Origin of the sequence: Streptomyces sp. NPDC051677 (assembly GCF_044453465.1) — a bacterium.
Taxonomy (GTDB): domain Bacteria; phylum Actinomycetota; class Actinomycetes; order Streptomycetales; family Streptomycetaceae; genus Streptomyces.
Genome location: NZ_JBITCT010000011.1, coordinates 92,854 through 107,613 on the forward strand (window position 1 = coordinate 92,854; position 14,760 = coordinate 107,613).

The 14,760-nt window shown below is 70.5% G+C and carries 12 protein-coding genes and 1 riboswitch; of the genes, 7 read left to right on the forward strand and 5 right to left on the reverse strand.

Annotated elements, in window-relative coordinates:
* Positions 1 to 250: 250 nt before the first annotated feature.
* The 4 genes from ACIBAF_RS15305 (at position 251) to ACIBAF_RS15320 (ending at position 3,854) form a co-directional block, all read left to right on the forward strand.
* Positions 251 to 1,015: a GntR family transcriptional regulator gene (locus tag ACIBAF_RS15305; RefSeq protein ID WP_399463681.1), complete on the forward strand. Its 765-nt coding sequence runs from the start codon at positions 251 to 253 to the stop codon at positions 1,013 to 1,015.
* A 127-nt stretch (positions 1,016 to 1,142) separates the two neighbouring features.
* Positions 1,143 to 1,403: a DUF3311 domain-containing protein gene (locus ACIBAF_RS15310; RefSeq protein ID WP_399463682.1), complete on the forward strand. Its 261-nt coding sequence runs from the start codon at positions 1,143 to 1,145 to the stop codon at positions 1,401 to 1,403.
* Positions 1,400 to 3,028, forward strand: coding sequence for a monocarboxylate uptake permease MctP (mctP, locus tag ACIBAF_RS15315; protein WP_399463683.1), 1,629 nt, complete (start codon positions 1,400 to 1,402; stop codon positions 3,026 to 3,028). The genes ACIBAF_RS15310 and mctP overlap by 4 nt, the downstream gene beginning before the upstream one ends.
* Positions 3,029 to 3,329: 301 nt before the next feature.
* Positions 3,330 to 3,854, forward strand: coding sequence for a GNAT family N-acetyltransferase (locus ACIBAF_RS15320; protein WP_399463684.1), 525 nt, complete (start codon positions 3,330 to 3,332; stop codon positions 3,852 to 3,854).
* On the opposite strand, the gene ACIBAF_RS15325 is transcribed toward ACIBAF_RS15320, so the two are convergent.
* Positions 3,821 to 5,089, reverse strand: a complete 1,269-nt coding sequence (locus ACIBAF_RS15325; RefSeq protein WP_399463685.1) for an RNA-guided endonuclease InsQ/TnpB family protein — start codon at positions 5,087 to 5,089, stop codon at positions 3,821 to 3,823. The genes ACIBAF_RS15320 and ACIBAF_RS15325 overlap by 34 nt on opposite strands.
* Positions 5,090 to 5,367: 278 nt before the next feature.
* Positions 5,368 to 5,525: riboswitch (cobalamin riboswitch) on the forward strand.
* A 123-nt stretch (positions 5,526 to 5,648) separates the two neighbouring features.
* Between ACIBAF_RS15325 and ACIBAF_RS15330 the strand changes: the two genes are divergently transcribed.
* From ACIBAF_RS15330 to ACIBAF_RS15340, 3 genes are all read left to right on the forward strand, one after another.
* Positions 5,649 to 8,033, forward strand: a complete 2,385-nt coding sequence (locus ACIBAF_RS15330) for a ribonucleoside-diphosphate reductase subunit alpha (protein ID WP_399463686.1) — start codon at positions 5,649 to 5,651, stop codon at positions 8,031 to 8,033.
* A 56-nt stretch (positions 8,034 to 8,089) separates the two neighbouring features.
* Positions 8,090 to 9,100: a ribonucleotide-diphosphate reductase subunit beta gene (locus ACIBAF_RS15335; RefSeq protein ID WP_399463687.1), complete on the forward strand. Its 1,011-nt coding sequence runs from the start codon at positions 8,090 to 8,092 to the stop codon at positions 9,098 to 9,100.
* 226 nt (positions 9,101 to 9,326) lie between these two features.
* On the forward strand, positions 9,327 to 10,301 hold the full coding sequence (locus tag ACIBAF_RS15340; protein WP_399463688.1) for a GlxA family transcriptional regulator: 975 nt from the start codon (positions 9,327 to 9,329) through the stop codon (positions 10,299 to 10,301).
* Here the strand turns inward: ACIBAF_RS15340 and def are convergent.
* The 4 genes from def to ACIBAF_RS15360 all read right to left on the reverse strand — a co-directional run bounded on the left by def (position 10,277) and on the right by ACIBAF_RS15360 (position 14,714).
* Complete coding sequence (def, locus tag ACIBAF_RS15345; RefSeq protein WP_399463689.1) at positions 10,277 to 10,927, reverse strand: peptide deformylase; 651 nt, start codon at positions 10,925 to 10,927, stop codon at positions 10,277 to 10,279. The genes ACIBAF_RS15340 and def overlap by 25 nt on opposite strands.
* Positions 10,928 to 11,079: 152 nt before the next feature.
* The gene (locus ACIBAF_RS15350) at positions 11,080 to 12,060 is read right to left on the reverse strand and encodes a tetratricopeptide repeat protein (protein WP_399463690.1); all 981 of its coding nucleotides are present in this window, start codon (positions 12,058 to 12,060) and stop codon (positions 11,080 to 11,082) included.
* A gap of 105 nt (positions 12,061 to 12,165) precedes the next feature.
* Positions 12,166 to 13,404, reverse strand: a complete 1,239-nt coding sequence (locus ACIBAF_RS15355; RefSeq protein WP_399463691.1) for an HD-GYP domain-containing protein — start codon at positions 13,402 to 13,404, stop codon at positions 12,166 to 12,168.
* The gene (locus tag ACIBAF_RS15360) at positions 13,401 to 14,714 is read right to left on the reverse strand and encodes an HD-GYP domain-containing protein (RefSeq protein ID WP_399463692.1); all 1,314 of its coding nucleotides are present in this window, start codon (positions 14,712 to 14,714) and stop codon (positions 13,401 to 13,403) included. The genes ACIBAF_RS15355 and ACIBAF_RS15360 overlap by 4 nt, the downstream gene beginning before the upstream one ends.
* Between the last annotated feature and the right edge of the window lie 46 nt (positions 14,715 to 14,760).

Here is a 14,760-nt window from a genome sequence, read left to right on the forward strand (position 1 = left end):
CAATAGGTCTGTCAATGGTGGTCGAACCCCCTCCGACCAGCCGTTATGGGACCTACATATGCAGGAACCTTTAAGTAAGAAACTGTCGAAAAGATGGATCCCGAAGGGTGCCGGGCCGGTAGACCATTTGCCCTGGTGGACTAGACCAGCCAAGGTTGCGGCGGTATACAGAGGGGATCACGGAACGGCGCGGCAGCATCGCCGCGTCCGTGCCACGATGTGACCCCATCCGTAGCCGGGAAGGCAGGCCATGAGCACCGACGTCAGCAGTGCGGAGAACGAGGGTGGGGCGACCGTCCGTACCGCGCGCGTGCCCAAGTACTACCGCCTGAAGAAGCACCTGCTCGACATCACGGAGACACAGTCCCCGGGCACCCCGGTCCCGCCGGAGCGCACCCTGGCGGCCGAGTTCGACACCTCGCGCACGACCGTCCGCCAGGCCCTGCAGGAACTCGTCGTCGAGGGCCGGCTCGAACGCATCCAGGGCAAGGGCACCTTCGTCGCCAAGCCGAAGGTGTCCCAGGCGCTCCAGCTCACCTCGTACACCGAGGACATGCGCGCGCAGGGTCTCGAACCGACCTCGCAGCTCCTGGACGTCGGGTACATCACCGCCGACGACCGTCTCGCCGGCCTGCTCGACATCACGGCCGGCGGGCGCGTGCTGCGCATCGAGCGGCTGCGCATGGCCAACGGCGAGCCGATGGCGATCGAGACGACCCACCTGAGCGCGAAGCGCTTCCCGGCGCTGCGCCGGTCGCTGGTCAAGTACACGTCCCTCTACACGGCGTTGGCCGAGGTCTACGGCGTCCATCTCGCCGAGGCCGAGGAGACCATCGAGACCTCCCTGGCCACTCCGCGCGAGGCGGGCCTCCTCGGCACCGACGTGGGTCTGCCGATGCTGATGCTCTCCCGCCACTCGCTGGACAAGGAGGGGCAGCCGGTGGAGTGGGTGCGGTCGGTCTACCGCGGCGACCGGTACAAGTTCGTGGCACGGCTGAAGCGGCCTGCCGAGTAGCGGGTCCGGCACGGGCTCCGGAGTAGAGGCTCTGTGGAGGGTCTTCCGCTGGGCTTATCCGTCACTTACATTGCCTGCGCATTACATCTGTGATCAAGGCGATCAGAGTGAGGGGACGGAGCCGCCGATGTCCGACGAAGAAACGAGGGAGCCGGTGGTGACGCCTGTGCGCGTCGTCATCGCCCTCTGTCTGATCGCGCCCTTCGTGGCGATGCTGTGGGTGGGGTCGTACGCGAAGGTGGATCCGGCGTTCATAGGGATCCCCTTCTTCTACTGGTACCAGATGCTCTGGGTGCTGATCTCCACGGCGCTCACGATGATCGCGTACAAGCTGTGGCAGCGGGACCAGCGCGGCCGCAAGACCCAGGGCGGGGGTGCGTCGAAGTGAACGACGGCGTGAACGGCGTGGCACTCGCCGTCTTCATCTTCTTCTTCCTGGCCGTCACGGCCATGGGCTTCCTGGCCGCGCGCTGGCGCAAGGCCGAGAACGAGCACAGCCTCGACGAGTGGGGCCTGGGCGGCCGGTCGTTCGGCACCTGGGTCACCTGGTTCCTGCTCGGCGGCGACCTGTACACGGCGTACACGTTCGTCGCCGTGCCCGCGGCGATCTACGCGGCGGGCGCGGCCGGCTTCTTCGCCGTGCCCTACACGATCCTCGTCTATCCGCTGATCTTCACCTTCCTGCCCCGCCTGTGGTCGGTCTCGCACAAGCACGGCTATGTCACGACCTCGGACTTCGTGCGGGGGCGCTGGGGCTCGAAGGGCCTGTCGCTGGCGGTCGCCGTCACCGGCATCCTGGCGACGATGCCGTACATCGCGCTCCAACTGGTCGGCATCCAGGCCGTGCTCGACGTGATGGGCGTCGGCGGCGGCGAGGACACCAACTGGTTCGTGAAGGACCTGCCGCTGCTGATCGCGTTCGGCGTGCTGGCGGCGTACACCTACTCGTCCGGTCTTCGGGCCCCCGCGCTGATCGCGTTCGTGAAGGACACGCTGATCTACATCGTCATCGCGGTGGCGATCATCTACATCCCGATCAAGCTGGGCGGCTTCGACGACATCTTCGCCAAGGCGGGCGAGGCGTTCAGCCAGACCAACCCGGCCACGGGCAAGCCGCGCGGCGCGCTGGCCCCCGCGGAACCGGGCCAGTGGACGTACGCGACGCTGGCGTTGGGCTCGGCTCTGGCGCTGTTCATGTACCCCCACTCGATCACCGCGACGCTGTCCTCGCGCAGCCGGAACGTGATCCGCCGCAACACCACGATCCTTCCGCTGTACTCCCTGATGCTGGGCCTGCTGGCGCTGCTGGGCTTCATGGCGATCGCAGCCGGCGTCAAGGTCACCAACGGGCAGCTGGCGATCCCGCAGCTGTTCGAGGACATGTTCCCGGACTGGTTCGCGGGGGTGGCGTTCGCGGCGATCGGCATCGGCGCGCTCGTGCCGGCGGCCATCATGTCGATCGCGGCCGCGAATCTCTTCACCCGCAACATCTACAAGGACTTCATCAAGCCGGACGCGACGCCCGCGCAGGAGACGAAGGTCTCCAAGCTGGTCTCGCTGCTGGTGAAGGTGGGAGCCCTGGTGTTCGTCCTCACCATGGACAAGACGGTCGCCATCAACTTCCAGCTGCTGGGCGGCATCTGGATCCTGCAGACCTTCCCGGCCCTGGTCGGCGGCCTCTTCACCCGCTGGTTCCACCGCTGGGCGCTGCTCGCCGGCTGGGCGGTCGGCATGGTCTACGGCACCTTCGCCGCGTACGGCGTCGCCTCCCCGACCCAGAAGCACTTCGGCGGCTCGGCCAAGGAGATCCCGGGCATCGGCGAGATCGGCTACATCGGCCTGACGGCGTTCGTCCTCAACGTCGTCGTCACCGTGGTCCTCACCTTCGTCCTGAAGGCGGCCAAGGCCCCGGAGGGCGTCGACGAGACAAGTCCGGAGGACTACGCGGGGGACGCGGGGGACGCGGGGGTCCAGGTCGAGCTGCCTCCGGCGACGGCGGGCAGCGCCCACTAGTACGCGCCTAGGTCAGCAGGGCCCGTTGCTGCCGGCAGAACGGCTCGTGGATCTCTCCCCGGGGCTCGGCGCCCCGGGGAGAGATCCGCGAGCCGGGCGCCGAGCCCCGGCGAGGTCAAGGGCAGAGCTGGAACTTGCGGTGGGGCAGACAGGTCGAGCCCGGCGCGGGCGGGGTGGACGTGCCTACGTCGGCGGCGAGACGTCGGGCGCGCGGATCGAGTCTGTTCCAGCCCGCCAAGGGCGGAATCCACAGACTGTGGCCATAAGCCCCCGGGCGCGGGCGTCCGGCAGACTCGGGCCCATGGACATCGTGATACGGCGGGTGGAGAGCGGCGAGTTCGAGGCGCTCGGCGAGCTGACCGCCCGCGCCTATCTGGACGACGGACTCCTCGACTTCGGGGAGAGCGACCCGTACCTCCACAAGCTCAGGAACGTCGCGGAGCGGGCGTCGGCCGCCGAGGTCCTGGTGGCCGTCGAGGGCGGCGTCCTCCTCGGCGGAGTCACCTTCGTCCCGGGCCCGGGCAACCTCATGACGGACATCGCGGGCCCTGGCGAGGCCGAGATACGGATGCTCGCGGTCGACCGCGCCGCCCGTGGCCGGGGTACGGGCGAGGCTCTGGTGCGGGGCTGCATCGAGCGCGCGCGAGCCGTGGAGGGCTGCACCACCGTCGTCCTGTCGACCCAGGGCGCCATGCACGCCGCCCACCGCATCTACGAACGTCTCGGCTTCGTCCGTACGCCCGAGCGGGACTGGAGCCCCATCCCGGAGCTGAGCGACCTCACTCTCCTCACCTACAAGTTGACGCTGTCAACGACCCGGGACTGAAGTCCCGGGCTTGCACAGCGGGCACCACTGGCTGTGGCGCTGCGCTTGCGTCCGGTCCCGCCCTCGGGTGTCGGGGGCGGGTCTGGGGCGATTGACTGCGCCCCGCGTCGCCACAACTCTTCCGCGCGAGCGCGGATGTTGCGGGAGCCGTTCCGGTCTGCGTGATCAACGAATCCGCAGGACCGGCACGCGAACCACGCCTGGGAAACCCGGTTCGCCCTGTCGATGTGGCCGCACTCGGCGCAGGTGCGGGAGGTGTACGCCGCATCGACGTACACCACCGGCACCCCGGCCTTCTTGGCCTTGTACGCGATGAACGCCCCCAGCTGGGCGAAGGACCAGCTGGAGTGGGTGGCCCGTTGGGGCTTGCGAAGCCGTACCCGTTCGCGAATGCCCGTCAATTCTTCGAGGGCGATTCCACGACCGGTGCGTTCTGCCTCGGCCACCACATGTTTCGCGATCTTGTGGTTGACGTCCTTCGCCCGCCGCGCTTCCTTGCGCCGCCGCTTCTTCAACCGGCGTTTGGCGGACGGGGTGTTCTTCTTCTGCAGCTTGCTGCGCAGGGTGCGTTCACGCAGCCGTCCACGGTTCAGGGCGCGCCCGGCCATGATCTGGTCGTCCGAGGTGGTCGCGATGTTCACGATCCCCAGATCGATACCCAGGAACCCGTCCGGATCTGCGTTCGGCTCGGCCTCGGGGAGTTCGCAGGTGGCGTTCAGGAACCACATGCCGTCGCGGTACAGGAGGTCGGACTCGCCCTTGCGGTACAGGGCCAGGCGGGCCAGCTGCTGCGGGGAGGCGGTGAACGCCACCCCCTTCACCCGCCCCGACAGGGTCCAGATGGAGACGGTCCGCTCAGCGATCTGCCAGGACAGCATCCGGTCGTCGTAGGGCTGCGCGCCCTCGGGACGGAAGACGACCGGCTTCTCGGCGGCCCGCCGGTACCGCTTCGACCACGGCTTGCCCAGGTTCCCGGCCTTCAGGTTCGCCTTGAGGGCGGTATAGGCGTCACACGTCTTCTTGACGACGTGCTGGGCGGCCTGCGCGCCCAGTCCCCACCGCTGCCTGATCTCGGTGTAGGTGTGCTCGCGCAGCGCGAAGTTCCGCTTCACATCCCTGCCGAAGGCAACCTCGGACGCCCAGGTCGCCGCCTCGTTGCAGGCGTGCAAGGTCGCCTCAAGCGCCGCCGCCTGCACGGGCGTCGGCAACAGCTTGACCTGCACCACCAGCTTCATGACACCCGAACCTACACAGCCATCCCGCACGAACAGCCGACTTCCGCACACCCGTCCCACCAATCAGCGACCCACCGACCACACGTTCGACACTGCCCCCCTCCCTACCCCCGACTCCGCCGGACAGCCCACCGGGCGCTCCGCGCCCGAACTCCCGGACCCTGCAACGCTCCGAATCGCCACCACACGATGCGATTCCTCCCAGGCATGAACGTCTGCGGTTCCTCGGAAGAATCTTGCTGAAACCACCCCGACACAACATCTGGGGGTGGCGTGACAGGCGAGCACAAGATGTATGCTCGTGCTCGCTGTCGCCGCAGGGGAATCCGGTGCGAATCCGGAACTGTCCCGCAACGGTGTACTTGTGCGCATCTGTATTCAAAGCAGCCGCGCACGAGCGTCAGTCCGAGGACCTGCCGACAGCGTGCCCGGCCCATCAGGTCCGGGCGCCCTGACGTCCGGGCCTCGTGGAGTGGGCCGGTGGACGCGACGCCCCGTGCGCTCGTGTGCTGCCCCCTGCCCTCCGCCAGGCCCACCGCCGAGCGAGGGAGAGCCTCACGTGACCATCGCGCCAGCCGAACCGGCTTCAGTCACCGAGCTGGAGACCGACGGTCCCGGTACCGCGTTGCTGCGTACCCTGACCGAGCTGACCGCCGACCTGCCCGACGCCGACCCCGGCCGGGTCGCCGCCGCGGCCCTGCGCGGCCGGTCTGCACGGGCTGCCTCCGAGATCACTGCGGAGCTGCGCGAGCTGGCCACGGAGGCGGCCGCCGGCCTGATCTCCGAGGACCCCGCCTACTCGAAGCTGGCCGCCCGGCTGCTGACGATCGGCATCGCCGCGGAGGCCGCCTCGCAGGGCGTCACGTCGTTCACCACGTCGGTCGCCGTCGGCCACCGCGAGGGCCTGATCGCGGACCGCACCGCCGAGTTCGTGCGCGTCCACGCCGCCCGCCTCGACGCGCTGGTCGACACCGACGCCGACGACCGTTTCGGCTACTTCGGACTGCGCACCCTGCACAGCCGCTACCTGCTGCGGCACCCGATCACCCGCAAGGTCGTCGAGACGCCCCAGCACTTCCTGCTGCGCGTCGCCTCCGGCCTCGCCGAGGACACTGGGCTCGATTCAGCAGCGGGCGTCCGCTCCCTGGACGAGGTCGCCGCGCTCTACCGGCTGATGAGCCGGCTCGACTACCTGCCGTCCTCCCCCACCCTCTTCAACTCCGGTACGCGCCACCCCCAGATGTCGTCCTGCTACCTCCTCGACTCCCCGATCGACGAGCTGGACTCCATCTACGACCGCTACCACCAGGTGGCCCGGCTGTCGAAGCACGCCGGCGGCATCGGGCTGTCGTACAGCCGGATCCGCTCGCGCGGTTCCCTGATCCGCGGGACCAACGGGCACTCCAACGGCATCGTCCCGTTCCTGAAGACCCTGGACGCCTCCGTCGCCGCCGTGAACCAGGGCGGCCGGCGCAAGGGCGCGGCCGCGGTCTACCTGGAGACCTGGCACTCCGACATCGAGGAGTTCCTGGAGCTGCGGGACAACACCGGTGAGGACGCCCGCCGTACGCACAACCTGAACCTCGCGCACTGGATCCCGGACGAGTTCATGCGCCGGGTCAACGCCGACGCCGACTGGTCGCTGTTCTCCCCCTCCGACGTGCCCGAGCTGGTCGACCTGTGGGGCGACGAGTTCGACGCGGCGTACCGGTCGGCCGAGGCGAAGGGGCTGGCGAAGAAGACCATCCCGGCCCGTGACCTGTACGGCCGCATGATGCGCACCCTCGCGCAGACCGGCAACGGCTGGATGACCTTCAAGGACGCCGCCAACCGCACCGCCAACCAGACGGCCGAGCCGGGTCACGTCGTGCACTCCTCCAACCTGTGCACGGAGATCCTGGAGGTCACGGACGACGGCGAGACGGCCGTGTGCAACCTGGGCTCGGTGAACCTCGGCGCGTTCGTCGACGCGACGGCCGGCGACCTCGACTGGGAGCGGCTGGACGAGACCGTCCGCACCGCCGTCACCTTCCTCGACCGGGTCGTCGACATCAACTTCTACCCGACCGAGCAGGCGGGCCGCTCCAACGCCCGCTGGCGGCCGGTCGGCCTCGGCGCGATGGGTCTGCAGGACGTCTTCTTCAAGCTGCGGCTGCCCTTCGACTCGGCCGAGGCGAAGGCGCTGTCGACGCGGATCGCCGAGCGCATCATGCTCGCCGCGTACGAGGCCTCCGCCGATCTCGCCGAGCGCGGCGGCCCGCTGCCGGCCTGGGAGAAGACCCGGACCGCCCGGGGCGTGCTGCACCCCGACCACTACGGCGTCGAGTTCACCTGGCCGGAGCGCTGGGCGGCGCTGCGCGAGCGGATCGCGGCGACCGGCCTGCGCAACTCGCTGCTGCTCGCGATCGCGCCCACCGCCACCATCGCCTCCATCGCGGGCGTGTACGAGTGCATCGAGCCGCAGGTGTCCAACCTGTTCAAGCGCGAGACGCTGTCCGGCGAGTTCCTCCAGGTCAACTCGTACCTGGTGAACGACCTCAAGGAGCTCGGCGTCTGGGACGCCCGCACCCGTGAGGCGCTGCGCGACGCCAACGGCTCGGTGCAGGACTTCGCCTGGATCCCGGCCGAGGTCCGCGCCCTGTACCGCACGGCGTGGGAGATCCCGCAGCGCGGCCTGATCGACATGGCCGCCGCCCGCACCCCGTACCTGGACCAGGCGCAGTCCCTGAACCTGTTCCTGGAGACGCCGACCATCGGCAAGCTCTCCTCGATGTACGCGTACGCCTGGAAGTCGGGCCTGAAGACCACGTACTACCTGCGCTCGCGCCCGGCGACCCGCATCGCCCGCGCCGCCCAGGCCACCGTCCCCGTTCAGCAGCCGGCGCCCGAAGACGCCGTCGCCTGCTCCCTGGAAAACCCCGAGTCCTGCGAGGCCTGCCAGTAATTCCCGCCCGCCACCCGACCACCACCCCTGGAGGACGGCGCTTCGCGCCGACAGAAATGATTCGTAACACCAACCTGCTCGACCCGGGCTTCGAGCTGACTCTGCGTCCCATGCGCTACCCGGACTTCTACGAGCGCTACCGGGACGCCATCAAGAACACCTGGACCGTGGAGGAGGTCGACCTCCACTCGGACGTCGCCGATCTGGCGAAGCTGTCCGAGGGCGAGCAGCACATGATCGGCCGGCTGGTCGCGTTCTTCGCGACGGGCGACTCGATCGTGGCGAACAACCTGGTGCTGACGCTGTACAAGCACATCAACTCCCCCGAGGCGCGGCTGTACCTGTCACGGCAGCTGTTCGAGGAGGCTGTGCACGTCCAGTTCTATCTGACGCTCCTGGACACCTATCTCCCCGACCCGGCGGACCGCGCGGCCGCCTTCGACGCCGTGGAGAACATCCCCTCCATCCGCGAGAAGGCCGAGTTCTGCTTCAGGTGGATCAACGAGGTCGAGAAGCTGGACCGCCTGGAGACCCAGGCCGACCGCCGCCGCTTCCTCCTCAACCTGATCTGCTTCGCCGCGTGCATCGAGGGCCTGTTCTTCTACGGCGCCTTCGCGTACGTGTACTGGTTCCGCAGCCGGGGTCTGCTGCACGGCCTGGCCACCGGCACCAACTGGGTGTTCCGCGACGAGACGATGCACATGAGCTTCGCCTTCGACGTCGTCGACACGGTCCGCAAGGAGGAGCCGGAGCTCTTCGACGACCAGCTGCAGGAGCAGGTCACCGACATGCTCCGGGAGGCCGTCGAGGCCGAGCTGCAGTTCGCGCGCGACCTCTGCGGTGACGGCCTGCCGGGCATGAACACCGACTCGATGCGGCAGTACCTGGAGTGCGTCGCCGACCAGCGCCTGCAGCGGCTCGGCTTCGCCCCGGTGTACGGCTCGGAGAACCCGTTCTCCTTCATGGAGCTACAGGGGGTTCAGGAGCTGACCAACTTCTTCGAGCGCCGCCCGTCGGCGTACCAGGTCGCGGTGGAGGGCACCGTCGACCTGGACGAGGACTTCTGAGGCTGCGGCCGAGGGGTCTTCGCGGCCTTCAGCTGACGGTCGATCCGGCGCTCGTGGCGCAGTCCCACGAGCGCCGGAGCCGTGAGGAGGAGGAAGAGGGCCAGGACGGTCAGGTATCCGGTGAGTTCGTTCATGAGGTAATCGTCGTCCGCGCCGGACACTCCTGACAGTGGCAGGACTGCCGTACACCTTCAAATTACTGCCACTCCTGCGGCACACTGGCGGCATGCTGAAGAACGTGGTCGCGATCCTCCTGCACGGTGTGCACCCCTTCGAACTGGGCGTCGTCTGCGAGGTCTTCGGGATTGACCGCAGTGACGAAGGGCTGCCGGTCTACGACTTCGCCGTCGCCTCGGCGGAGGGGCCGACGTTGACCACCCACGCGGGCTTCACCATGACCACGGAGCACGGGCTGGAACGGCTGGAGAGCGCCGACCTGATCGCCGTCCCCGCCGGGGAGACGTACGGCAAGCGGGACTTCCCGCCGGAGCTGCTCGACGCGCTGCGCCGGGCCGCGGACCGGGGGACGCGCGTGCTCAGCGTCTGCTCCGGGGTGTTCGTGCTGGGCGCGGCCGGACTGCTGGACGGGCGCCGGTGCGCGGTGCACTGGCGGCACGCCGAGCAGCTGGCCCGGCGGTACCCGCACACCGCCGTCGAGCCGGACGTGCTCTACGTCGACGAGGACCCGGTGATCACCTCGGCCGGCACGGCCGCCGGCATCGACGCCTGTCTGCACCTGGTCCGCAAGGAACAGGGACCCGAGGTCGCCAACCGGATCGCCCGGCGGATGGTGGTGCCGCCGCACCGGGACGGCGGCCAGGCCCAGTACATCGAACGGCCGCTTCCCCGCTCGCGGTGCGACACCGTCGGCGACGTGCTCACGTGGATGGAGCAGCACCTCGACCAGGAGGTCACCGTCGAGCAGCTCGCCGAACGCGCCCACATGTCCCCGCGCACCTTCGCCCGCCGTTTCCAGCAGGAGACGGGCACCACGCCCTACCGCTGGCTGCTGCGTCAACGGGTGCTGCTGGCCCAGCAGTTGCTGGAGGCAACGGACGAGACGATGGACGCGATCGCCTGGCGGGCCGGCTTCGGCACGGCAGGCGCCCTGCGCCACCAGTTCGTGCAGGCGCTGGGGACCACCCCCAACGCCTACCGGCGCACGTTCCGCGGCCCTCAGTCGTTGGCGACCACGGGGTAGCGGGGCTCGTTCTCGGCCATCTGCCGCAGGGCGTCCTTGCGTTCGCGCTTGGACAGCCGGTCGATGTAGAGGTACCCGTACAGGTGGTCGGTCTCGTGCTGCAGACACCGGGCGAAGTACCCCGTGCCGCGCACCTTGATCGGGTTGCCCTGCTCGTCCTGCCCGGTCACCTCTGCGTAGTCGGGGCGGGCGAGCGGCGCGTACGCGGTCGGCACCGAGAGGCAGCCCTCGTTGCTGTCGTCCAGCCGGCGCCGGTCCGCGGGGAGTTCGACGAGCTTGGGGTTGCAGACGACGCCGGTGTGCCGGGCGCCCTCGTCGTCGGGGCAGTCGTAGACGAAGACCTTCAGGTCGACGCCGATCTGGTTGGCGGCCAGGCCCACGCCCTCGGCGGTGTGCTGCGAGGCGAACATGTCCGCGACCAGCTGCCGCAGCTCCTCGCCGAACTCGGTGACGTCCTTGCACTCCTTGTGCAGCACCGGGTTCCCGACGACGGTGATCGGCCGCGAGGTACCGGCCTCACGCCAGGCCAGCTCGCGCTCCCCCGTCTCCTCGGTGTCGATGACGAAGCCCTCGTCGTCCACGGGGAGCACGCCCGCGTGCTGCTGATCGGTGTCCTGCTGCGCCATGACCGACGATGCCTTCCTGAATGTAACGGGGTTCTGTTGCCGATACAGGGTACGGGGGATCCCGCCCGTAAGGGGCGCGGGGCGGCGTCTGACGTGCGGCTCCGCCGCGTGGGCGCGACCAGCCACAACGAACCCGCAGCGACAAGACGGCCCTAACAGACCTCTTCCAGATCCCGCCAGTCCCGAGAATCAGGACTGTCCGCAACCCACCCGTCCAACAACCCCCTCACCAGCGAAGCCGGCGCAGCCACCCCGCACTCCCGCTCCGGCATCCACAGCTGCCCGTCGGTCCGGTGACCGAGCGGGCCCGGGTGCCCGGGCTCACTGTGATCGTGCGGGTCCAGATGCTCGCCGTCCCCCTCGTCCGACGGCATCCGCGACTCCGAGCACATCCGGCACAGCAGCCGCACCGACGACGACCAGTCCTCCGCCGCGAACCCCGCGTCGGCGGCCAGCTGCTCCAGCGCGTCCCGGTCCGCCTCGCTGGCCGCCTCCAGGAGGACCACCCAGGTCGGCACGGGCGACGGCGCCCACAGCTCGATCTCGTCGAAGACCGGGTAGGAGTGCCCGGCGGACGTGGTCCGCTCCCCGTGGGGGACGCCGTCATGCAGCACGACCTCGCCCCAGCGCCGCCCGGAGGACGGCAGCGGGATCGACAGCACCTCCATGCGGGCGGGGTCCAGCCGCCGCCCCCACACCACCTCGGCCTCGCCCTCGGGCGACAGCCGCACGGCCGCGCTGCCCAGCTCCATGCCGACGGGCTCGCCCGCGCCGGTGGCGTCGCCGGGCACGTGCAGCCCGTAGGCCTGCCAGGCGCGGCGGGCCAGCGGCCAGTCCTGCAGGGCGGTCGCGGCGATGCCGACGTTCCACCAGTCGGGCGCTCCGGCCTCGCGGTCGAGCAGCGCGACGGCGCGCAGACCGGCGGTGCGGGCCTGCTCCCAGTCGTGCCGGAACTTGTGCAGCAGGGCGAGGTTGAACCAGGACTCGGACAGCCAGGGTTCCAGGTCGGCGGCACGTGTCAGCAGCGCGCCCGCGTCCTCGTACCGCCCGTCGCCGATCAGCGTGAACGCGCGGTCTGTGGCCTGCCGCCAGGAGGCGGAGGGCCGGTGCCGTCCCTTGCCGAAGATCCTCACGATTCCCGCCTGCCAGTTCCGTTCTGTGGGCTGGCCAGTGCCCCCGGACACTCTCTCCCTCGCATCCAACCACGTGTGGCCGGAGGGCCGCTCATTACCCATGGGTTACCCACCCTCAGGCAAGGTCAGACAGCTCCTCGACAGCACTCTGGCCAGCGCCTCCACCACGTCCGGCGCATACTCCCCGCCGGTGCCCAGGCGCAGCTCCTCCAGGGCGGCCAGGGGCCCGCCGGGACCGGTACCCAGCACCTTCTCGTCGTACGCGTTCACCACCCTGACTATGCGCGCGGCCACCGGTTGCTCCGGGTAGGGGTCGGCCTGCCGCTCGACGACCGCCGCGACCTGGGCGCCCGCCCCGGTCTGCCGGACGACGGCCCCGCCGAGCAGCGCGATCCGCCGTTGCTCGGCCGCGGGCAGGCCGGCCGTGGCCCCGGCCGGGACCGGGTCGACGAGGCTGAGCTGGCCGATGTCGTGCATGAGCGCCGCGTACTCCAGGACGGTCCGCTCGGCCTCCGGCAGCCCGAGGTCGTGGCCCACGGCCTGGCTGAGGGCGGCGACCCGGCGGGCGTGCCCGGCCGGGGTGTACCCGGCGATCTCGGTGGCGCGGGCCAGGGAGGCGATGGTCTGCCGATAGGTGGCCCGCACGGCCGCGTACCGGCGCAGAGACAGCTGGGTGAGCAGCAGCGGCACGGAGAACACGGGCAGCGCCCACAGCCCCACGACGGCCACCGCGAGCGCCATCACCGCGCCCGTCGCGCACACCGCCGACCCGATCCCGGGCACGGCCCGCAGCTCGTCGCGCAGCAGCGGGGCGAACGGCCAGCCGGTGCGGGAGTGGGCGAGCACCGCGGCGACCACGGCGTCGCACAGGACGGTCAGGACGAGCAGCGCGAGCAGCAGCAGCGCGTAGGCGGGGCCGCTCCAGCCGTCGAAGACCCCGCGGTTGTAGAGGGGCTGGAAGCAGACGGCGGCGAACCCGACGGCCAGGACCCGCCGGACCAGATGGTCGAGGACGGGACCCTGCCCGCGGGCCAGGTGCGGCACGCTGCCCAGCAGGGAGGCGGCGACCACGACCGACACGACCTGCGCGACCCCGTGGTGGGTGGGGTGCCCGGCGTGCTCCCCGACCAGCGCGTAGGCCAGCGACCCGGCGGCGCCCAGCGGTGCGGCCTCGCGCAGCCCGGGCCCGCTCCACCGGATCAGCTCGCCCGTGGCGACGAGGATCCCGAAGGCGAGCGCGACGACGCGTTCCTCGACGCAGGTCGTGAACGTGACGAGGAGGGAGACGGCGACGAGGAGGGCGGCGGCGGTGTAGAGGGCGACGAGCGAGCGGCAGAAGGTCATCGGCGTGCCTCGGACCGGTCGTCGGGCGCCGGGGCGGGCGAGGGCGCCACGGGCCGGGTCTCCTCGGCGGTCACGGCCGGACGCCAGCCGTCGCGCCCGACGACCCGGGTCAGCGCCGTGACCATCCGGGGGTCGAACTGGGTGCCCGCGCACCGCCGCAGCTCCTCCAGCGCCACCTCCACCGGCCGGGCCCTGCTGTACGACCGGGTCGACGTCATCGCGTCGAAGGCGTCCGCGACGGCGACCACGCGCGCGGACTCCGGGATCTGAGCGCCCACCAGGCCGTACGGGTAGCCGCTGCCGTCGATGCGTTCGTGATGGTGGAGGATCGCCGAGCGGGCCTCGCCGAGGAAGGAGATGCCCCGGGTGATCTCGTGCCCGTACTCGGGGTGCAGCTCGATCACCCGCCGCTCCTGGGGCGTCAGCGGCCCGTCCTTGCGCAACAGCCGGGTGGGGACGCCGAGTTTGCCGACGTCGTGCAGGATCCCGGCGAAGCGGAGCATCTCGATCCGGCTGTCGGCCATGCCCAGTTCTCGCCCGATCATCATCGAGGCCTGTCCGACGCGTTCGCTGTGCCCGCGCGTGTAGCCGTCCTTGATGTCGACGGCCTGCACCAGCGCGCGGATCGTCGCCTGGTGCGCGGCGCGCTCCCGGTGGTACTGCGCGAACACCCACCACGACACGGCCATCGGGAACAGCACGAGCAGCGCGGCGACGGGCCCGTACGGGCTGCGCCACAGCACGGCCATCATCAGCCCGGCGAGTCCGTGCACCGTGAGGGGCGCCAGGGAGCGCAGGAACAGCCCACGGCAGCACCGCCGCAGCGGCAGCCCTTCGGCGAGCGCGAGCATCCCGCCGTCGAGGAGGGCGAGCGCCGCGCAGAACACCAGCACGGCCGCGCCCGCCGGCAGCAGTGTGCACGGGAAGTCCGAGCCGGCCACGGCGTCCCGCCCGCCGAGCGCCCCGTGCACCCGGGCCGCGGCCCACACGGCGAGCGAGGACTGGGCGGCCCGCCAGAGGCGGCGCAGCAGAAAGGGGCGCTGCTCGACGTGCGAGAACAGCGCCCCGGGCAGGGGTACGAGGGCCGCCGCGGGCGGCGCGAGCAGGAAGGCCCCGGCGAGCAGCACGGGGTGGAGGGCGCCGGCGAACCTGCGGCGGGCGAACTGATCGCCCCCGGCGTACAGGGCGGCGAGCAGGGCGACGGCCCACCAAGGGGTCCGCACGGCGTGCAGCGGCGGAATCGTGCAGAGCAGGGCGCAGAGGGCGGCGCCGGCGACGTAACCGCGCGCCCACGCCGGAATCCCCTCCATGACGCCTCCCCAGCCGTGCCTGTCCGGGCTCAGGAGCCTAGGACGG

Excerpts from the sequence above, each read along its gene's own strand:
- ACIBAF_RS15335 (WP_399463687.1), top strand. The coding sequence starts at position 8,090 with ATGATTCGTAACACCAACCTGCTCGACCCGGGCTTCGAGCTGACTCTG.
- ACIBAF_RS15340 (WP_399463688.1), top strand. The coding sequence starts at position 9,327 with ATGCTGAAGAACGTGGTCGCGATCCTCCTGCACGGTGTGCACCCCTTC.
- ACIBAF_RS15305 (WP_399463681.1), top strand. The coding sequence starts at position 251 with ATGAGCACCGACGTCAGCAGTGCGGAGAACGAGGGTGGGGCGACCGTC.
- ACIBAF_RS15320 (WP_399463684.1), top strand. The coding sequence starts at position 3,330 with ATGGACATCGTGATACGGCGGGTGGAGAGCGGCGAGTTCGAGGCGCTC.
- ACIBAF_RS15355 (WP_399463691.1), bottom strand. The coding sequence starts at position 13,404 with ATGACCTTCTGCCGCTCGCTCGTCGCCCTCTACACCGCCGCCGCCCTC.
- ACIBAF_RS15360 (WP_399463692.1), bottom strand. The coding sequence starts at position 14,714 with ATGGAGGGGATTCCGGCGTGGGCGCGCGGTTACGTCGCCGGCGCCGCC.
- ACIBAF_RS15310 (WP_399463682.1), top strand. The coding sequence starts at position 1,143 with ATGTCCGACGAAGAAACGAGGGAGCCGGTGGTGACGCCTGTGCGCGTC.
- def (WP_399463689.1), bottom strand. The coding sequence starts at position 10,927 with ATGGCGCAGCAGGACACCGATCAGCAGCACGCGGGCGTGCTCCCCGTG.
- ACIBAF_RS15325 (WP_399463685.1), bottom strand. The coding sequence starts at position 5,089 with ATGAAGCTGGTGGTGCAGGTCAAGCTGTTGCCGACGCCCGTGCAGGCG.